The following is a 19112-nucleotide window of genomic DNA, read 5'->3' on the forward strand; positions in this document are numbered from 1 at the left end:
GTACGGCCGGTCTAGGCCTGCGGTGGGTGGTGCAGGCCCAGATTCTCGTAGATTTCCAGCGTAGCCGTGGAGTTGTTGAGCGTGATGAAGTGCAGTCCGGGCACTCCCTCGGCCTGAAGCCGCGCGCAGAACTCCGTGGCGTATTCGATGCCAATGGAGCGTACAGCGGCCGGATCCTCTTTCGCTGTGAGGATCCGCTCTTTCAGGACTTCCGGGATCGCGGCGTTGCTCAATTGTGGCAGTCGTTCCAGCATCTTGACGCTGGTGACCGGCATCACCTCGGGGATCACCGGGGTCGCGCAGCCCGCCGCCTCCACCCGGTCGCGCAGCCGCAGGTACGACTCCGGTTCGAAGAACATCTGCGTGATGGCGTAGTCGGCGCCGGCCCGGCACTTGTCGACGAAGTGCGCGACGTCGGACTCCCAGTCGGCGGAGCGCGGATGCATCTCCGGGAAGGCGGCCACGCCCACGCAGAAGTCGCCGGACTCCTTGATGAGCCGGACCAGTTCGGCGGCGTAGGTCAGACCCTGGGGATGCGGCACCCAGTCGGCCATGGGGTCGCCGGGCGGGTCGCCGCGCACCGCGAGCATGTTGCGGATCCCGGCGTCGGCGTACTGGCCGATGATGTTGCGCAGCTCCGCGACGGAGTGGTTGACCGCGGTCAGGTGGGCGACCGGGGTGAGCGTGGTGTCCGAGGCGATCTGCTCGGTCGCCCGAACGGTGCCGGAACGGGTGGAGCCGCCCGCGCCGTACGTCACGGAGACGAAGTCCGGGGCGACCGCCTCGACCCTGCGCAGCGCGTTCCACAGGTTGCGCTCGCCCTTCTCCGTCTTCGGGGCCCAGAACTCGAAGGAGTGGACCGTCTTGCCGGTGGCGAGCATGTCGCGCACGGTACGCGCGCGGTCGGTCCGGGTGGACGCGGTTCCAAGGGCCATACCCGCAGGTTAGCCAGGGGGCGGCGGACACCCAACCGAATGCGGGAAATTTGCCCGAATTGTCGACTTGTTGTCCATCCCTTGGACAGGGCGCCGTCCGACGGCGCCCGGGACGTCACGCCTTGCGCAGCCGCTCGGCGAACTCCGCCGCCGCCGCGCCCGGGTCGTCCGCCCGGGTGATCGCCCGTACGACGACGACCCTGCGGGCACCCGCGTCGAGCACCTCGTCGAGGTTGCCGAGGTCGATGCCGCCGATCGCGAACCAGGGACGGCGGGTGCCGAGGGCGGCGGTGTGGCGCACCAGGTCGAGGCCGGGCGCGTGGCGGCCGGGCTTGGTGGGCGTGGGCCAGCAGGGGCCGGTGCAGAAGTAGTCCACGCCGTCCTGGACGGCCGCGGCCTCCGCCTCCGCCGGGGCGTGCGTGGAGCGGCCCACGAGGACGTCGTCGCCGAGGATCGCGCGGGCCGCGGGCACCGGGAGGTCGCCCTGGCCGAGGTGGAGCACCCGGGCTCCGGCGGCGTGCGCCACGTCCGCGCGGTCGTTGACCGCGAGCAGCTTGCCGTGCCGGGCGCAGGCGTCGGCGAGGACCGCCAGATGGTCCAGCTCCTCCGCCGCCTCCATGCCCTTGTCGCGCAGCTGCACGATGTCGACCCCGCCGGCCAGGACCGCGTCCAGGAACTCCGCGAGGTCGCCCTGCTCCTTCCGGGCGTCCGTGCAGAGGTAGAGACGGGCGTCGGCGAGCGCGGCGCGTGCGGTGGCGGCGGTGTCGGGCATGCGTGGGTCCCCCCGGAGCCCCTGGCGGGGCGGTGCGCGATGGCGTACGGCCGCGGTGCACCACTGCCGTGGGCCGCGGCCGTACGTCGGACGGTTGTTCGGATCAGCGGGTCAGACGGCGAGCGCCTGGGCGCGGCGCTTCACCTCCGTGCCGCGATTCTCGCTCAGGGCCTGCGCGGGGGTGCCGGGCAGGCTCGGGTCGGGGGTGAACAGCCACTCCAGCATCTCCTCGTCGGAGAAGCCGTCGTCCCGCAGCAGCGTCAGGGTCCCGGTCAGGCCCTTGACGACCTTGTCCTCGTCGATGAAGGCGGCGGGAACGTGCAGCGCCCGGTTCTCGCCCCGGCGTACGGCGATGAGCTGGCCCTCCTTGACCAGCTGCCGCACCCGGGTCACCTCGACGTCGAGCATCTCGGCGATGTCGGGAAGGGTGAGCCAGGCGGGGACGAGAGCATCAGTCTTTGCGTCAATCTCGGTCACGCCTTCAAGACTGCCATCCCGGACCGGCCGTGCACAGCCGGGCTGCCCCCTGCGGGCTACGCCGTCGCCGCCTTCAGCGGTCGCGCGGGGTCCGCCAGCAGCCCGGGGTCCATCTCCGCCCCGGCCTCGATCAGCCGTCGGCCCTGGGCCAGATCCCGGGGGCGCCCCACGGCGAGCAGCGCGACGAGGCGGTTCTCGCGCAGCCAGCACACGGTCCACGCGGGACCGGCGGGGTCGCCGCGCCACACGGTCGTGTCGGCGTCGGCGTGGTGGCCCGCGTACTGCACGAAGCGCCCGAACTGCTCGGACCAGAAGTAGGGCACCGGGTTGTAGTGCACCGGGGGCTCGTCGGTGGCCTCGCCGACGATGTTCGACGCGACGGTGCGCGGCCCCTGGAGGGCGTTGTCCCAGTGGTGGATCAGCAGGCGCTCGCCGTACCTGCCCGAGGGGAAGGAGGCGCAGTCGCCGACCGCGTAGACGTCCGGGACGGAGGTGCGCAGGCAGGCGTCGGCCAGGACCTCGCCGTGCGGCCCGAGGGCGATGCCGGAGCCGGCCAGGAGGTCCGTGGCGGGACGGGCCCCGATCCCGACCACGACCGCGCCCGCGGGCAGCCGGGTGCCGTCGTCGAGCACCACCTCGCCGGGCTCGACGTGCGCCACGCGCGCGTGGGTGCGCAGCTCGGCGCCGCTGTCGGCGTACCAGCCGGTCATCGGGGCGGCCACCTCTGCGGGCAGCGCGCCGGCCAGCGGACGGTCCGCCGCCTCGACGACCGTCACCGCGCAGCCCGCCTCCCGGGCGGCCGTCGCGAACTCCGCGCCGATCCAGCCCGCGCCGACGACCACGATGTCGTGCTGCCGGGCCAGTACCGGCCGCAGCCGCGCGGCGTCGTCGAGGGTGCGCAGCAGATGCACACCGGGCACGCCCTCCGTGCCGGGCAGCCGGATCGGTTCGGCGCCGGTGGCGAGGACCAGGACGTCGTACGGCACCGCGACCGGCCCCGCGTCGGAGCCGTCGTCCTGGGAGGTGCCGCCGACGGTGTCCACCTCCCGGTCGTCCGGGCGGACGCCCAACACCTCGCAGCCGAGCCGCAGTTCGACGCCGATCTCCTCGAAGTCGACGTCGAAGGCGGCGCCCTCGGCCTTGCCGAGCAGCACGGCCTTGGACAGCGGCGGCCGGTCGTAGGGCTGGTGGGGCTCGGCGCCGAGCACGGTCACCGCGCCGGTGAAGCCCTGCTCCCGCAGGGCGACCGCGGTCTGCACCCCGGCCATGCCCGCGCCGACGACGACCACGCGCCGCTGTCCCGAGGTCACTCGTTGCTGCGTCTGCTCGCTCACTCGATCACCATAGACAACCGGTCGTCCGCCGGTCGCCGGGCGGGTTCGGCGCCCCGGTCCACGACCGGCGCGGCCGACGGCTCCGTCACCGGCGCCCCGGCTACTCGGCCGGTTGCTCGACCACGCTGGTCCCGCTGCCCGGCCGCGACTCCCATTCCCAGGTCTCCTCCAGCCGCACCCGGCCGTCGGGGAGTTCGACGACCGTCGACACGCAGTGCCCGCTCGACGTGGTGCCGTCCTGCACCAGCTGGACGTACCGGAAGTCCAGCCGGTCACCCGACCGAGTACCCACCAACCGCCCGCGCACGACGTCGCCGCCCGCGTACTCGGCCCAGACCGCGCCGTCCTCCTCGTGGTACGTGAACCGGGTGCGGGTGCCGACCTGACCTGCGGCCTGGTCGGCGACCGGGGCGAGGACGAGGCCGTCGAGCGAACGGGCCATGGGCGAAGGCTCCCTTACTGAGGCTTGGGGCGTCGGGCTAGGGTGGTCAACGTAAAGCACTCGCGGGAGCCCGGACGCACCGGGCTGAGAGGGAGGCTGGCGGCCTCCGACCGTACGAACCTGATCCGGGTCATGCCGGCGAAGGGAGGGGCTGGACGCCCATGTCGCCTACGCGTACGTCAGACGTCCTCGTCGTGGGGGGCGGGATCATCGGACTCGTGACGGCGTGGCGGGCCGCGCAGCGCGGGTTCGCCACGGCCGTGCTGGATCCCGCGCCCGGCGGCGGGGCCGCGCAGGTGGCGGCCGGGATGCTGGCCGCCGTCACGGAACTGCACTTCGGCGAGCAGACCCTGCTCGGCCTGAACCTCGCCTCGGCCCGCCGCTGGCCGGACTTCGCGGCGGAGCTCACCGACTTCACGGGCCACGACCTCGGCTACCGCCGCTGCGGCACGCTCGCGGTGGCGCTGGACGCCGACGACCGGGCCGAGCTGCGCGAACTGCACGTCTTCCAGCGGCAGTCGGGGCTGGAGTCCGAGTGGCTGTCCGGGCGGGAGTGCCGGCGTCTCGAGCCGATGCTCGCGCCAGGTGTGCGCGGCGGGCTGCGGGTCGACGGCGACCACCAGGTCGATCCACGACGGGTGGCGGCCGCCCTGGTGACCGCCTGCGAGCGGTCGGGGGTGGTGTTCCACCGGGAGTGGGCCGAACGGCTGGAGGTCGCCCGGGAGCGGGCGGCGGGGATCGTCACCCGCGAGGGCACGGCGTTGGCCGCGGGGCAGGTGGTGCTCGCGGCCGGCAGCCTCAGCGGGCGGCTGGCGGGGCTCCCGCCGGAGGTACGGCCACCGGTGCGGCCCGTGAAGGGGCAGGTGCTCCGGCTGACCGTGCCGCCGCGGTACGCGCCCTTCCTGAGCCGGACCGTACGGGCCGTGGTGCGCGGCGGGCATGTCTACCTGGTGCCGCGGGAGAACGGCGAGCTGGTCGTCGGCGCGACGAGCGAGGAACTGGGCTGGGACACCACGGTGACGGCGGGCGGCGTGTACGAGCTGCTGCGCGACGCGCACGAGCTGGTGCCGGGCCTGACCGAGCTGCCGCTCACCGAGACCCTGGCCGGACTGCGCCCCGCCTCCCCGGACAACGCGCCGCTGCTCGGCCCGACCGGACTGGACGGCCTGCTGCTGGCCACCGGGCACCACCGCAACGGGGTGCTGCTCACGCCGGTCACCGGTGACGTGCTCGCGCACGCGCTGGCCACCGGTTCGCTGCCGGACGAGGCACGTCCCTTCACCCCCCGGCGGTTCGCCGCCGCCGCACTCACGGAGCAGCCCGTATGAGCACCCCGGCCACTCCCGCCCCCGCCGGCACCGTCACCGTCTCCGTCAACGGGGAGCCCCGGCGGATCGCGGCCGGCACGGCCCTCGACGTCCTGGTGCGCACGCTCACCGCGGCGCCGTCCGGCGTGGCCGCCGCGGTCAACGAGACCGTCGTCCCGCGCGGGCAGTGGCCCGCCACGGCCCTGTCCGAGGGCGACCGGGTCGAGGTCCTCACCGCCGTCCAGGGAGGCTGACCCATGGCCGACGATCCCTTCGTCCTCGGCGGTACGTCGTACACGTCCAGGCTGATCATGGGTACGGGCGGTGCGCCCAGCCTCGACGTGCTGGAACGCGCGCTGGTCGCCTCCGGCACCGAGCTGACCACGGTCGCGATGCGGCGGGTGGACGCCTCGGTGCACGGATCCGTGCTGTCGGTGCTGGAGCGGCTCGGCATCCGGGTGCTGCCGAACACGGCCGGCTGCTTCACCGCGGGCGAGGCCGTGCTGACCGCGCGGCTGGCCCGGGAGGCGCTCGGCACCGACCTGGTCAAGCTGGAGGTCGTCGCCGACGAGCGGACCCTGCTGCCGGACCCGGTCGAGCTGCTGGACGCGGCGGAGACGCTGGTGGACGACGGGTTCACGGTGCTGCCGTACACGAACGACGATCCGGTGCTGGCGCGCAGGCTCCAGGACGTGGGGTGCGCCGCGGTGATGCCGCTGGGGTCGCCGATCGGGTCGGGGCTCGGGATCCGCAACCCGCACAACTTCCAGCTGATCGTCGAGCAGGCGCAGGTGCCGGTGATCCTGGACGCGGGCGCCGGTACGGCGTCGGACGTGGCGCTGGCGATGGAGCTGGGGTGCGCCGGGGTGATGCTCGCCTCGGCGGTGACCCGGGCGCAGGAGCCGGTACGGATGGCCGCCGCCATGCGGTACGGGGTGGAGGCGGGACGGCTGGCCCGGCTGGCCGGCCGGATCCCCCGACGCCACTTCGCCCAGGCGTCGTCCCCGGCGACCGGACTGGCCGCGCTGGATCCCGAACGTCCTGCCTTCTAGGTCCACGACGGGCAGGACTCTCGCAGCACGCTCCGGGCGGCGCACCGGACGCAGATTTCGAGACCCGCCCCGGCACGTGCAACAGGCGGACTTTCGAGGCACGCCCTGGGTGGCGCGCCGAGCGCACTCTCGCGTCCGCCCGGGAGCCGCCGCGGCAGGCGGGACTTTCGAGACCCGCCCGGGGTGCCGCGGTGGACAGGGCTTTCGCCGGACGCCCCGGGTGCCGCGGCGAGCAAGGACCGCCCCCGCCCGCCGTGCTGCGTGCCGGTCCCCGGCCGCTCACGGCGCCGGGCGTGGGTCGGCCTGCCCCGGCACGCCGACCCGGCCGTCGGGGTCACCGGATGGTGATCGTGACCGTCGATCCCTTGGGGGCCTTGTCACCGGCCTTCACCGACTGCTTCTTGACCGTGTCGCCGAACAGGCCCAGCAGGCCCCGGTCCTCCTCGACCTGGAAACCGGCGGCCTCCAGCCGGCTCCTGGCGTCGTCGACACCGGCGCCGACCACGTCCGGGACCGCGACCATCTCCGGGCCCTTGGACAGCGTCAGCGTCACCGTGTCGCCCTGGGCGGCCTGGCCGTCGGCGGCCGGGGTCTGTGCCGCGACCTGGCCGGCGTCGTACTCCGAGTTGACCCGGGCGGTGCCGACCTCCACCTTCAGGCCCGCCTGCGTCAGCGTGGCCTTGGCGTCCGCCAGGTCCTGGCCGGTCACGTCCGGCACGTCCACCGGGCTGCCCTTGCTGACCGTGAGGGCGACCGCCGCACCGGAGTGCCGTGTCTCGCCCGGCTGCGGGTCGGTGGCGATCACGAAGCCCCGGGGCACGTCGTCGCTGAACTCCCGGGTGACCAGGCCGGGCTCCAGCCCGCTGTCCTTCAGCACCGCCCGCGCCTTGTCCAGCCGGTATCCCGCCAGGTCCGGCACCTTCACCGTCTGCGGGCCCTTGGACAGCGTGATCGTGACGGCGTCGTGGTCGCGGATGCGCTCGCCCGGCGCCGGGTCCGTACCGATCACCGTGCCGCGCTCGACGGTGTCGCTGTAGGCCTCCTCGACCTTGCCGACCTTCAGCCCGGCCGCCTGGAGCCGGTCCCTGGCCTGGGCCTCGGTCTTCGCCAGCAGCGGCGGGACCTTGGTGAACTGGCCGGAGTTGATGTACCAGACGCCGGTGCCGACCCCGAACACCACCAGGACGGCCGCGACGACCAGGGCGAGCCGCCTGGACCCGGTGGCCCCCCGGCGCGGCGGGAGCGGCGGCGGGCTCTGGAACCTGCTGGTGGGCTGGAAGCCCCCTCGGGGCTCGTCCTCCTCGTTGACGGGCAGCGGCCGCGGCACGGTCAGGGCCCTCGGGATGACGCTCGTGCGGTCCTCGGCGTTGTCGTGCGACGGCGCCACCGCCTGCGGCGGCACCGCGTCCAGCTGGTCGTCGCTCAGCGCCTCCCGCGTCAGACGCAGCTGCGCCAGCAGTTCCACGGCGTCATAGGGCCGGACGTCCGGGTTGCGCGCGGTGGCCGTGGCGACCAGCTCGTCCAGCGGGTACGGCAGCCCCGGCACGGCGGCCGAGGGCGGCGGCACGTCCTCGTGGAGGTGCTTGTAGAGCACCACGGCGGGGGAGTCCCCCTCGTGCGGCCGGTCGCCGGTCAGCATCTCGTACAGGACGACACCGCACGCGTACACGTCGACACGTGGATCGGCGGTGCCGTTCTCTATCTGCTCGGGCGCGAGATAGGAGACGGTGCCCAGGACCGTGCCCGTGGTGTTGGTGACCGTGTCCACGGCCCGTACCAGCCCGAAGTCGGCGACCTTGACCCGCCCGTCGTCCCCTATGAGGACGTTCTCGGGCTTCATGTCCCGGTGCACGAACCCGGCCCGGTGGGCGGCGCCCAGCGCGGCCAGCACCGGCTCCAGGATGTCCAGGGCGGCCCGCGGTTGCAGCGCCCCGCGCTCGCGCAGCACGTCACGCAGGGTGCAGCCGGCCACGTACTCCATGGCGAGGTACACGTACGACCCGTCGGTGCCCTGGTCGAAGACCTGGACGACGTTGGGGTGCGCGAGCCGCGCGACGGACTTCGCCTCCCGGATGAACCGTTCGACGAACGAGCCGTCCACCGCGAGCGTCGGGTGCATCACCTTGAGCGCGAGCACGCGGTCCAGGCGGGTGTCCACGGCCCGGTAGACCGTGGCCATCCCGCCGACGGCGATCCGCGCGTCGACGCGATACCGGCCGTCGAGCACCTGCCCGACGAGGGGGTCCTGAAGGGTCGTATCCACGGGCCGAGTCTACGAGCCACCACGGACTTACCTCCCGCTGAAGCCGGTATCGGGAGGTACTGAAGCTGACCTGTGACGCTTCCCGCGCCCGCGAAGCCGAAAACCGCTCCCGTCCCCCGGCGTCCGGGCGGCCGGTGCCGGGGCACACCGGGTCCCGTGACACCCTGAACAGGTGAGACACGAGCAGCGCGGCCCCTCCCGCAACCCCGTCGGCGGTCACGTCCCCGTCGCCGGTGGCCTGAACTCGGTGGGTCTGGCCTACGCCCGCGACCTGAGGGCGGAGGCCGTGCAGGTCTTCGTCGCCAACCCGCGCGGCTGGGCCACCCCGCCCGGCAACCCGCGGCAGGACGAGGAGTTCCGCGCGGCCTGCGCGGCCGGGTCGATCCCCGCGTACGTGCACGCCCCGTACCTGATCAACTTCGGTTCGCACACCGAGGCGACCGTGGAGCGGTCCGTGGAGTCCCTGCGGCACTCGCTGCGGCGCGGGCGGGAGATCGGCGCGCTCGGCGTGGTCGTGCACACCGGGAGCGCGACCGGCGGGCGGGAGCGGTCCGTGGCCCTGCGGCAGGTGCGCGAGCGCCTGCTGCCGCTGCTGGAGGAGCTCACCCACGACGACGACCCCTACCTCCTGCTGGAGTCGACCGCGGGCCAGGGCGCCTCGCTGTGCTCCCGGACCTGGGACTTCGGGCCGTACTTCGAGGCACTGGACGCCCATCCGAAGCTGGGCGTGTGCCTGGACACCTGCCACATCTTCGCGGCCGGCCACGACCTGACCGGTCCTGACGGGATGCACCGGACCCTGGACCTGCTGGTGGACACCGTCGGAGAGGGCCGGCTGCGGCTGATCCACGCCAACGACTCCAAGGACGTGGCCGGCGCCCACAAGGACCGGCACGAGAACATCGGCGCCGGGCACATAGGCGAGGACCCGTTCCGAGCGCTGATGACCCACCCGGCGACGGCGGGGGTACCGCTGATCATCGAGACGCCTGGCGGCAAGGAGGGACACGCGGCCGACGTGGAGCGGCTGAAGAAGCTCCGCGACGGCTGACCCGGGGCTGCCGCCCCGGAGCCGCCGGTCCGGGGCTCAGAGCTCGGGGCCGTCCCCGGGCTTCTCCTGGTACGAGTAGCGCTGCTCCCGCCACGGGTCGCCGATGTTGTGGTAGCCGCGTTCCTCCCAGAAGCCGCGGCGGTCGGCGGTCATGTACTCCACACCGCGGACCCACTTCGGGCCCTTCCAGGCGTACAGGTGCGGGACGACCAGGCGGAGCGGGAAGCCGTGTTCCGCCGTGAGCAGCTCGCCGTCCTTGTGGGTGGCGAAGATGGTGCGCTCGGCGGCGAAGTCGGCCAGCCTGAGGTTGGAGCTGAAGCCGTACTCCGCCCACACCATCACATGGGTGACGGTCGGCGCGGGCGGGGCGAGCTCCAGGACGGCGCGGGCCGGGATACCGCCCCATTCGGCACCGATCATGCTGAACTTCGTCACGCAGTGCAGATCGGCCACCACGGTGGTGTACGGCAGGGCCGTCAGCTCCTCGTGGTTCCAGCAGCTCTTGTCACCGTCGGCGGTGGCCCCGAAGACCCTGAACTCCCAGCGTTCGGGTCGGAACTTGGGCACCGGCCCGTAGTGCGTGACGGGCCAGCCGCGCTGGAGTCGCTGTCCCGGCGGAAGCTCGGACCGTGCCGCTTCGCCTGATTCGCGCTCCTCCGGATGACCCATGCCTCCATCCTGACAGACCCCGGGCAGTGCCCATGACCAAGGGAACAAAGTTACCCAAACCGCACTGAGTGCGCACTTACTTACTAAGTACGCACTTACTGGACGATCTTCTACGGCGGTGCAATCATGCGGCCGCAACCACAGCAGTTCCCCCACGTGGAAGGAGCCTGACGCGATGCAGGGCGACCCCGAGGTCATCGAGTTCCTGAACGAGCAGCTCACCGGTGAGCTCACCGCGATCAACCAGTACTTCCTGCACGCGAAGATGCAGGAGAACTTCGGCTGGACGAAGCTCGCGAAGTACACGCGGCACGAGTCGTTCGACGAGATGAAGCACGCCGAGGTGCTCACCGACCGGATCCTGTTCCTCGACGGGCTGCCGAACTACCAGCGTCTGTTCCACGTGCGGGTGGGCCAGACCGTCAAGGAGATGTTCGAGGCCGACCGGCAGGTCGAGGTGGAGGCGATCGACCGCCTCAAGCGCGGCATCAAGGTGATGCGCGAGAAGGGCGACATCACGTCGGCGAACATCTTCGAGTCGATCCTGGAGGACGAGGAGCACCACATCGACTACCTCGACACCCAGCTGGAGCTGCTGGAGAAGCTCGGTGAGGCGCTCTACCTCGCGCAGCTGATCGAGCAGCCGGAGAGCTAGGGCCGCGGCACGAGGGCCCGTCCGGCTCTAGGCGGCCTCGTCCAGGGCGGACAGGACCGGCTTGCCCTGATCGGCCATCTCGCGGCGCGGGCACGCCCCACGGCCGAGGATCGCCTGGATCCGCCGTACGCACGAACCGCAGTCGGTGCCGGCCTTGCAGGCCGAGGCGATCTGGCGCGGAGTGCACGCGCCGTCCGCCGCGTGCTTCTTGACCTGCGCCTCGGTCACCCCGAAGCAGCTGCACACGTACACGCGGATTCACCTCCCGACGGGATCGCTCAGTCTTGCCATCCCGATGATCGGTGAGGCTTACCTAACCTTACCCGTCGCACAGAACCCGCAAAAGTGCCGGAGGGCGCGGATCGCATGTGATCCGCGCCCTACTGCCGTCAGCCCTTGCGGTTACTGGTCCCGGTACATCTCCGCGACCAGGAACGCCAGGTCGAGCGACTGGCTGCGGTTCAGACGCGGGTCGCAGGCCGTCTCGTAGCGCTGGTGCAGGTCGTCGACGAAGATCTCGTCGCCGCCGCCCACGCACTCCGTGACGTCGTCGCCGGTGAGCTCCACGTGGATGCCGCCCGGGTGGGTGCCCAGGCCCTTGTGGACCTCGAAGAAGCCCTTGACCTCGTCGAGCACGTCGTCGAAGCGACGGGTCTTGTGGCCGGAGGCCGCCTCGAAGGTGTTGCCGTGCATCGGGTCGGTCACCCAGGCCACGGTGGCGCCGGAGGCGGTGACCTTCTCGACCAGCTCGGGCAGCTTGTCGCGGACCTTGTCCGCGCCCATCCGCACGATGAAGGTGAGACGGCCCGGCTCACGGTCGGGGTCCAGACGGTCGATGTAGCGCAGCGCCTCCTCGGCCGTGGTCGTCGGGCCGAGCTTGATGCCGATCGGGTTGCGGATCTTCGAGGCGAACTCGACGTGCGCGTGGTCCAGCTGCCGGGTGCGCTCGCCGATCCACACCATGTGCGCCGAGACGTCGTACAGCTGCCCGGTGCGCGAGTCGACCCGGGTCAGGGCGGACTCGTAGTCGAGCAGCAGCGCCTCGTGCGAGGAGTAGAACTCGACGGTCTTGAACTCCTCCGGGTCCGTGCCGCAGGCCCGCATGAAGTTCAGCGCGTTGTCGATCTCGCGCGCCAGCTGCTCGTAGCGCTGCCCGGACGGGGACGACTTCACGAAGTCCTGGTTCCAGGCGTGCACCTGGCGCAGGTCGGCGTAACCACCGGTGGCGAAGGCGCGCACGAGGTTGAGCGTGGAGGCGGAGGCGTTGTACATGCGCTTCAGCCGCGCGGGGTCCGGGATCCGGGCCGCCTCGGTGAAGTCGAAGCCGTTGACGGAGTCGCCCCGGTAGGTGGGCAGGGTCACCCCGTCACGGGTCTCGGTGCCCTTGGAGCGCGGCTTGGAGTACTGGCCGGCGATCCGGCCCACCTTGACCACGGGCACGGACGCGGCGTACGTGAGCACGGCGCCCATCTGGAGGAGGGTCTTGAGCTTGGCCCTGATGTGCTCGGCCGACACCGCGTCGAAGGACTCGGCGCAGTCACCGCCCTGGAGCAGGAACGCGTCACCGCGAGCGACAGCGGCCATCCGGGCACGCAGCTGGTCACACTCGCCGGCGAACACCAGGGGCGGATACGACTCGAGCTCCGCGATCACATCGCGCAGAGCCTCGGCATCCGGGTACTCGGGCTGCTGCGCCGCGGGCAGGTCTCGCCAAGTCGCCTGAGCGGCGACACTTCGGGAATCAGCGTTCACGGTCACGCACTCAACACTACGGGGTCGCGTCGAGTCCTTTTCGCCCGGCTCGACAGGTGAGACGGTGTCTCACTCACATGTGCGCCGCCGGAGCAGGGTTGGGGTAGGGTGCGTCGCATGTACGCGCTTTCGACCCAGAACTGGTGGTGGACCGCTCATCCGGCGGCCCACTGACTGCGCGTACGCACGACTTCGCGAAGGCCGCCCGAGGGGCGGCCTTCGGCGTTTTCCGAGGCGCGGGCCGTTCCTCCCCACGAGAAGGACACGGACCCATGCACTTGCTCGACCTGCTCGACGACCCCCGCCCGTTCGCCCTGCTGCGCCGCCGCGCCCCCGGCCACGACGACACGCTCGTGGAGGTGCTCCTCGGTCCGGTCGCCGCCTACGACCGGCTCGCCGACCTGCCCGACGAGGGTCTCGCGCTCGTCCCGTTCCGCCAGATCCGCGAACGCGGGTTCGACGTGCGCGACGACGGCACGCCGCTGGTGTTCCTCACCCCCGAGGAGACGTACACCGTCCCGCTCGCCGACGCCCTGGACCAGCTGCCGGACCACGAGGTGCGGGTGGCGGGCGGCGGCTTCGACGTCGGCGACGAGGAGTACGCCGGGATCGTCGGGCGGGTGCTGCGCGAGGAGATCGGGCGGGGCGAGGGCGCGAACTTCGTGATCCGGCGGACCTACACGGGCGAGATCCCCGGCTTCGGGCGCGCCGACGCGCTCGCGCTGTTCCGCCGGCTGCTGGCGGGCGAGCGGGGCGCGTACTGGACCTTCGTCGTGCACACCGGGGAGCGCACCCTGGTGGGCGCCAGCCCCGAGGTGCACGTGCGGATGTCCGGCGGCACGGTCGTGATGAACCCGATCAGCGGGACGTACCGCTATCCCGACGCGGGGCCGACGCCGGAGCACCTGCTCGGCTTCCTGGCCGACGGCAAGGAGATCGAGGAGCTGTCGATGGTCGTCGACGAGGAGCTCAAGATGATGTGCACCGTCGGCGACATGGGCGGGGTCGTCGTCGGCCCGCGGCTGAAGGAGATGGCCCACCTCGCGCACACCGAGTACGAGCTGCGCGGCCGGTCCTCGCTGGATGTGCGGGAGGTGCTGAAGGAGACCATGTTCGCCGCCACCGTCACCGGCTCGCCCGTGCAGAACGCCTGCCGGGTCATCGAGCGGTACGAGCCCGTGGGGCCGGACGGGGCCGGGCGCGGCTACTACGCGGGCGCGCTGGCGCTGCTCGGCCGGGACGCGGGCGGGGCCCAGACCCTCGACTCCCCCATCCTCATCCGCACCGCCGACATCGACGCGTCCGGCCGGCTGCGGGTACCGGTGGGCGCCACGCTGGTGCGCGGGTCGGATCCGGCGGGCGAGGTCGCGGAGACGCACGCCAAAGCGGCGGGGGTGCTGGCGGCGCTCGGGGTGCGTCCGGCGCGGCCGGGCGCGCGGCGGGCGCCGGCCCGGCTGGCGGACGACCCGCGGGTGCGGGCCGCGCTGGACGGGCGGCGGGCGTCCCTGGCGCCGTTCTGGCTGCGGATGCAGGAGCGGACCGCGCTGCTCGACGGGCACGCCCTGGTCGTCGACGCGGAGGACACCTTCACCGCGATGCTCGCGCACGTGCTGCGCTCCGGCGGGCTGGACGTGACCGTGCGCCGCCATGACGAGCCGGGGCTGCGGGAGGCGGTGCTCGCGCACCAGGGACCGGTCGTCCTCGGTCCCGGCCCCGGTGATCCCTCCGACCTCGCCGACCCCAGGATGCGGCTGCTGCGCGACCTGACCGCCCGGGTGCTCGGGGAGCACCGGCACGGCGTCCTCGGGGTCTGTCTCGGGCACGAGCTGATCGCGGCCGAGCTGGGGCTGCCGATCGTCCGCAAGGAGGTGCCGTACCAGGGGGCGCAGACGCAGATCGACCTGTTCGGGCGGACCGAGACCGTCGGCTTCTACAACAGCTTCGTGGCGCGTTGCGACGAGGCGGCGCTCGCGGAGCTGGCCGGGCGCGGCGTCGAGGTCAGCCGCGGCGCGGGCGGGGAGGTGCACGCGCTGCGCGGGCCGGGCGGCGCGCGACGCAACGCGTTCGCCGGGGTCCAGTTCCATCCGGAGTCGGTGCTGACGCTGAACGGCGCCGCCGTCGTGCGGGAGCTGGTCGGTCAGCTGCGCGGCACCAGCACGTTCGCGGAGCGCAGGCCGGCCGTGTAGTCGAGGACGTTCTGCGCGGTGGCCTCGACGATCTGGCCCACGGCGTCCACGGTGTAGTACGCCTGGTGGGAGGTGACCAGGACGTTCGGGAAGGTGACCAGGCGGGCCAGGGTGTCGTCCTCGATGGCCTCCAGGGACTTGTCGAGGAAGAACAGGCCCGCCTCCGCCTCGTAGACGTCGAGGCCGACGCCGGTGAAGCGGCCCTCGCGCAGTTCGGCGACGAGGGCCGCGCTGTCGACCAGACCGCCGCGGCTGGAGTTGACCAGGATCGCGTCGTCCTTCATCAGCTTCAGGGCGTCGGCGTCGATCAGCCTGCTGGTCTGCGGCATCAGCGGGACGTGCAGGCTGACCAGGTCGGACTCGGCGAGGAGCCGGTCCTTGGACACATAGGTCATGCCGAGCTCCAGGCAGGCCGGGTTCTCGGCGACGTCCCAGCCGAGCAGCCGCATCCCGAAGCCGTGGGCGATCCTGGCGAACGCCTCACCGATCTTGCCGGTGCCGACGATCCCCGCGGTGCGGCCGTGCATGTCACGGCCCATCAGGCCGTCGAGGCGGAAGTCGAAGTCCCGGGTGCGGGTGGCCGCGCGGACGACCCGGCGGTTGACCGCCATGGCGAGGGTCCAGGCGAACTCGGCCACCGAGTAGGGCGAGTAGGACGACACCCGGGCGACCCGCAGGCCGAGCCGCTCGGCGACCTGGAGGTCGATGTTGTTGAAACCGGTGGAGCGCTGGGCGACCATCCGGGTCCCGCCGGCCGCGAGGATCTCCAGCACACCGGAGCCGAGGTCGCAGTTGACGCTGGTGCAGACGATCTCGTGGCCCGTCGCGATGGGAGCGGTGTCCTCGTTGAGGAAGACGTCCAGGCAGCGGATCTCGTAGTGGCCGGCGAAAGCCTTCTCCAGCAGGGGCTTCTCGTCCGCCTGGACACCGAAGGCGAGAATCTCCACGACCGCTCCCGTTCCGTCGCCGATCCGCTGGGCCATGGGCCGATCCTACGGCCCACGACCCGGTCCGGCCGGTGGCTCCGGATCAGCCGAAGAAGACCCCGACCTCCTCGTACAGCTTCGGGTCCACCGTCTTGAGCCTGGCGGTGGCCTCCGCGATCGGGACACGGACGATGTCGGTGCCGCGCAGGGCGACCATCTTGCCGAAGTCGCGCTCGTGGACGGCGTCGATGGCGTGCAGTCCGAAGCGGGTGGCGAGCCAGCGGTCGAAGGCGCTGGGGGTGCCGCCGCGCTGGATGTGCCCCAGCACGGTGGTACGGGCCTCCTTGCCGGTGCGCTTCTCGATCTGCTTGGCCAGCCACTCGCCGACGCCGGACAGCCGGACGTGCCCGAAGGAGTCCAGCGACTCGTCCTTCAGGACCATCTCGCCGTCCTTCGGCATGGCGCCCTCCGCGACGACGACGATCGGCGCGTACGACGCCTTGAAGCGGGAGGTGATCCAGGCGCACACCTGGTCGACGTCGAAGCGCTGCTCGGGGATGAGGATGACATTGGCGCCGCCGGCCAGGCCCGAGTGGACGGCGATCCAGCCCGCGTGGCGGCCCATCACCTCGCAGACCAGGACGCGCATGTGCGACTCGGCGGTGGTGTGCAGGCGGTCGATCGCCTCGGTCGCGATGCCCACGGCGGTGTCGAAGCCGAAGGTGTAGTCGGTGGCGGACAGGTCGTTGTCGATGGTCTTCGGCACGCCGACGCAGGGCACGCCGTACTCGTCGGACAGCCGGGCGGCGACGCCGAGGGTGTCCTCGCCGCCGATCGCGATCAGGGCTTCGACCTCGTGCTTGGCGAGGTTGTCCTTGATCCGGCGGATGCCGTCGTCCACCTTCAGGGGGTTGGTCCGCGAGGAGCCGAGGATGGTGCCGCCCCGGGGCAGGATGCCGCGCACCGCCGGGATGTCGAGGCGGACGGTGTCGCCTTCGAGCGGCCCTCGCCAGCCGTCCTTGAAGCCGACGAAGGCATGGCCGTACTCCTGCACGCCCTTGCGGACGATGCCCCGGATGACGGCGTTGAGTCCGGGGCAGTCGCCGCCCCCGGTCAGTACTCCGACCCGCATGGAAATGTCCCTTCGCCACGGTTGCCTGGTGAGGGTCACGGTAATAGTGACCCAGGTCACTTCGGCATGGGCGGGAAAGGCATTTCCGGTGAATTGTGGGGCCGCCGGTTTACGTACCGGGTCTGCTCATCGGGTTGTCCTGCGGTATCAGGCGGGCATCGGGCGGCCGCCGGCCGGGCTCGCCGGCCGGCTCACTCGTCGTCGAGTCCGCGCTCTATCGCGTACCGGACCAGTTCCACCCGGTTGTGCAGCTGGAGTTTGCCCAGGGTGTTCTGGACGTGGTTCTGCACCGTGCGGTGGGAGATGACCAGGCGTTCGGCGATCTGCTTGTAGCTCAGGCCCTTGGCGACCAGCCGCAGCACCTCGGTCTCGCGGTCGGTGAGCCGAGGCGTGTCCGCCGCGCCGGCCTCGGTCGCGGGCGCCGGCTCGGCGGCCAGGCGGCGGTACTCGCCGAGGACGAGACCGGCCAGGCCCGGGGTGAAGACCGGGTCGCCCACGGCCGTGCGGCGCACGGCGTCCAGCAGCTCCTGCGTCGACGCCGACTTCAGCAGATAGCCGGTCGCGCCGGACTTCACCGCCTCCAGCACGTCGGCGTGCTCACCGCTGGCCGACAGCACCAGCACGCGCAGCGACGGGTCGGCGGCGACGACCTCCTTGCACACCTGGACGCCGGGCTTGGCCGGCAGGTTCAGGTCGAGGACCAGGACGTCGGGCCCGGCGGCCTTCGCCCGGCGCACCGCCTGTTCGCCGTCGCCGGCCGTGGCGACCACGTCGAAGCCCGACTCGGCCAGATCGCGGGCGACCGCGTCGCGCCACATGGGGTGGTCGTCGACGACCATCACCCTGATCGGTTCCCGCTGCTCACTCATCGCCGCCGCTCCGCCTTCCCCCATGTCCGTCCCCGTCCCGATTCCCGGTGCTCCTCACCGGCCCTGCCCCACGGGCCGCGCCGCGTCCTTCGGCACCGTCAGTTCGACCTCCGTGCCCTGTCCCGGGGTCGAGCACACCTCGGCGCTGCCTCCCAGGTCGCGCAGCCGCCCCCGGATCGACAGGGCCACCCCGAGCCGTCCCTCGCCCTCGGCCTGCGCGAGCCGCCCCTCGGGGATGCCGGGCCCGTCGTCGCGCACGGTCACGACCACCGAGTCCGGCTCGTCCTCGACCAGGATCCAGGCCCGGGCGTCCGGCCCGGCATGCCGGCGCACATTGTCCAGGGCCGCCCCTACGGCCGCGGCCAGCTCCCGCGCGGCGGCCGGTGCCAGCAGCACCGGGGCGCCGGGCTCGGCCAGGCTGACCCGGGCGGCGGCGTACGGGACGAGCAGCGTGCGCAGGTCCATCGGACCGTCGTCCTCCGGCTCGTCGACCGCGACGACGAACGCTCCGTCGGCCGCGTCCCGCGACTCCCGGGACACCGGGACCAGACCACCGGAGACCAGGGTGCGCAGCGCCACCTCCTGCTCGCCCGCCATCCGGCCGAGCTCGGCCGCCTCGCCGCCGAGGACCGCGCCGCGCCGCTGGACCATCGCCAGCACCTGGAGCACGCCGTCGTGGATGTCCCGGGCGAGCCGCTCCCGCTCCCGGGTCGCCGCCTCGATCTCCAGGGCACGGGCCAGGGTCCGCTCCGAGGCACGGGCGACCTCGACGACGTAGCCGATGGCGATGGACGCGACCCAGACCAGGATCACGTTGTGGACGGTGTCGCGGGTCGGGGCGCCGCGCTCCACGAGGTTCGCGGCGGCCACCAGGCTGGAGGCGACGGCCGCCCAGCGCCAGCCGCCCTTGACGGCGAAGGCCAGCACGGACCCCGCCGTCCATATCGACGGCAGGGTCGGACCCCCGTCGAGGATGCGCTGGTGGGAGTCGGCGACCGGGGTGAGGAGGATGCCGGTGAGCGCGACGGTGAGGTCCACGGCGAGGAACCGCTTCGTGCAGCTCTCCGCGTTCGCCACCTTCGGCAGGGTGGCCAGGGTCCACCCGGCCAGCACGAGGAAGTAGCAGATCGCCACCCAGGGACGGGCGAAGCCGTCGTAGGCGGTGGCGAACAGGCCGACCGCGTACAGCATGGTCAGCACCCGGTAGCCGGTGAGCGCCCGCCACAGCGGCAGCTCCACGGACATGCTCATGACTCTGACGCGCCTGGCCAATCCCCCACGCCCCCGCCC

General features: G+C 72.4%; 20 protein-coding genes and 1 riboswitch. Of the genes, 7 read left to right on the plus strand and 13 right to left on the minus strand.

Annotated features, from left to right (window positions below; translation table 11 throughout):
• Positions 1 to 11: 11 nt before the first annotated feature.
• The 5 genes from metF to FNH09_RS20710 form a co-directional block, all read right to left on the minus strand.
• Positions 12 to 935, minus strand: coding sequence for a methylenetetrahydrofolate reductase [NAD(P)H] (gene metF / locus FNH09_RS20690; RefSeq protein WP_152890136.1), 924 nt, complete (start codon positions 933 to 935; stop codon positions 12 to 14).
• Between the two features lie 115 nt (positions 936 to 1050).
• Positions 1051 to 1707, minus strand: a complete 657-nt coding sequence (gene thiE / locus FNH09_RS20695; protein ID WP_152890138.1) for a thiamine phosphate synthase — start codon at positions 1705 to 1707, stop codon at positions 1051 to 1053.
• A gap of 111 nt (positions 1708 to 1818) precedes the next feature.
• A complete protein-coding gene (locus FNH09_RS20700) occupies positions 1819 to 2184 on the minus strand; it encodes an Rv2175c family DNA-binding protein (RefSeq protein WP_162468858.1) in 366 nt (121 codons plus the stop codon).
• A 56-nt stretch (positions 2185 to 2240) separates the two neighbouring features.
• On the minus strand, positions 2241 to 3518 hold the full coding sequence (locus tag FNH09_RS20705; RefSeq protein WP_338017628.1) for an NAD(P)/FAD-dependent oxidoreductase: 1278 nt from the start codon (positions 3516 to 3518) through the stop codon (positions 2241 to 2243).
• Positions 3519 to 3618: 100 nt separating this feature from the next.
• Positions 3619 to 3960 (minus strand): avidin-fold protein, encoded by a 342-nt coding sequence (locus tag FNH09_RS20710; protein WP_152890140.1) that lies wholly within the window; start codon positions 3958 to 3960, stop codon positions 3619 to 3621.
• Positions 3961 to 4012: 52 nt separating this feature from the next.
• Positions 4013 to 4124: riboswitch (TPP riboswitch) on the plus strand.
• Here FNH09_RS20710 and thiO point away from each other — a divergent pair.
• From thiO to FNH09_RS20725, 3 genes are all read left to right on the plus strand, one after another.
• On the plus strand, positions 4122 to 5288 hold the full coding sequence (thiO, locus tag FNH09_RS20715) for a glycine oxidase ThiO (RefSeq protein ID WP_152890142.1): 1167 nt from the start codon (positions 4122 to 4124) through the stop codon (positions 5286 to 5288). (Overlaps the previous riboswitch by 3 nt.)
• Positions 5285 to 5521: a sulfur carrier protein ThiS gene (gene thiS, locus FNH09_RS20720; RefSeq protein WP_152890144.1), complete on the plus strand. Its 237-nt coding sequence runs from the start codon at positions 5285 to 5287 to the stop codon at positions 5519 to 5521. Before thiO ends, thiS begins: the two co-directional genes overlap by 4 nt.
• A gap of 3 nt (positions 5522 to 5524) precedes the next feature.
• Positions 5525 to 6319, plus strand: coding sequence for a thiazole synthase (locus FNH09_RS20725; protein WP_152890146.1), 795 nt, complete (start codon positions 5525 to 5527; stop codon positions 6317 to 6319).
• A gap of 334 nt (positions 6320 to 6653) precedes the next feature.
• Here the strand turns inward: FNH09_RS20725 and pknB are convergent, their stop codons facing one another.
• Positions 6654 to 8582 (minus strand): Stk1 family PASTA domain-containing Ser/Thr kinase, encoded by a 1929-nt coding sequence (pknB, locus tag FNH09_RS20730; protein ID WP_162468859.1) that lies wholly within the window; start codon positions 8580 to 8582, stop codon positions 6654 to 6656.
• A gap of 172 nt (positions 8583 to 8754) precedes the next feature.
• Between pknB and FNH09_RS20735 the strand changes: the two genes are divergently transcribed.
• Positions 8755 to 9633, plus strand: coding sequence for a deoxyribonuclease IV (locus FNH09_RS20735; RefSeq protein WP_162468860.1), 879 nt, complete (start codon positions 8755 to 8757; stop codon positions 9631 to 9633).
• Positions 9634 to 9669: 36 nt separating this feature from the next.
• Here FNH09_RS20735 and FNH09_RS20740 read toward each other — a convergent pair whose 3' ends face one another.
• Positions 9670 to 10302: a sulfite oxidase-like oxidoreductase gene (locus tag FNH09_RS20740; protein WP_152890148.1), complete on the minus strand. Its 633-nt coding sequence runs from the start codon at positions 10300 to 10302 to the stop codon at positions 9670 to 9672.
• A 175-nt stretch (positions 10303 to 10477) separates the two neighbouring features.
• Here FNH09_RS20740 and bfr point away from each other — a divergent pair, with 175 nt between their 5' ends.
• Positions 10478 to 10957: a bacterioferritin gene (gene bfr, locus FNH09_RS20745; RefSeq protein ID WP_152890150.1), complete on the plus strand. Its 480-nt coding sequence runs from the start codon at positions 10478 to 10480 to the stop codon at positions 10955 to 10957.
• Positions 10958 to 10984: 27 nt separating this feature from the next.
• Here bfr and FNH09_RS20750 read toward each other — a convergent pair whose 3' ends face one another.
• Positions 10985 to 11209: a (2Fe-2S)-binding protein gene (locus FNH09_RS20750; RefSeq protein ID WP_162468861.1), complete on the minus strand. Its 225-nt coding sequence runs from the start codon at positions 11207 to 11209 to the stop codon at positions 10985 to 10987.
• A 150-nt stretch (positions 11210 to 11359) separates the two neighbouring features.
• A complete protein-coding gene (locus FNH09_RS20755; protein ID WP_162468862.1) occupies positions 11360 to 12715 on the minus strand; it encodes a class II 3-deoxy-7-phosphoheptulonate synthase in 1356 nt (451 codons plus the stop codon).
• A 111-nt stretch (positions 12716 to 12826) separates the two neighbouring features.
• Here FNH09_RS20755 and FNH09_RS50210 point away from each other — a divergent pair, with 111 nt between their 5' ends.
• Positions 12827 to 12883, plus strand: a complete 57-nt coding sequence (locus tag FNH09_RS50210) for a trp operon leader peptide (RefSeq protein WP_152890175.1) — start codon at positions 12827 to 12829, stop codon at positions 12881 to 12883.
• A gap of 98 nt (positions 12884 to 12981) precedes the next feature.
• Positions 12982 to 14895 (plus strand): anthranilate synthase family protein, encoded by a 1914-nt coding sequence (locus tag FNH09_RS20765; RefSeq protein ID WP_152890152.1) that lies wholly within the window; start codon positions 12982 to 12984, stop codon positions 14893 to 14895.
• Here the strand turns inward: FNH09_RS20765 and FNH09_RS20770 are convergent.
• The 4 genes from FNH09_RS20770 to macS form a co-directional block, all read right to left on the minus strand.
• Positions 14847 to 15842, minus strand: a complete 996-nt coding sequence (locus FNH09_RS20770; RefSeq protein WP_162468865.1) for an NAD(P)-dependent oxidoreductase — start codon at positions 15840 to 15842, stop codon at positions 14847 to 14849. The two genes, FNH09_RS20765 and FNH09_RS20770, sit on opposite strands and share 49 nt — an antisense overlap.
• An 82-nt stretch (positions 15843 to 15924) precedes the next feature.
• Complete coding sequence (locus tag FNH09_RS20775) at positions 15925 to 16953, minus strand: 6-phosphofructokinase (RefSeq protein ID WP_152890156.1); 1029 nt, start codon at positions 16951 to 16953, stop codon at positions 15925 to 15927.
• 191 nt (positions 16954 to 17144) lie between these two features.
• Positions 17145 to 17822 (minus strand): response regulator, encoded by a 678-nt coding sequence (locus FNH09_RS20780; RefSeq protein WP_152890158.1) that lies wholly within the window; start codon positions 17820 to 17822, stop codon positions 17145 to 17147.
• Positions 17823 to 17876: 54 nt separating this feature from the next.
• A complete protein-coding gene (gene macS, locus FNH09_RS20785; RefSeq protein WP_152890161.1) occupies positions 17877 to 19094 on the minus strand; it encodes a MacS family sensor histidine kinase in 1218 nt (405 codons plus the stop codon).
• Positions 19095 to 19112 lie beyond the last annotated feature (18 nt).

Source organism: Streptomyces adustus (assembly GCF_009377175.1).
In the GTDB taxonomy this organism is placed as follows: Bacteria; Actinomycetota; Actinomycetes; order Streptomycetales; family Streptomycetaceae; genus Streptomyces; species Streptomyces adustus.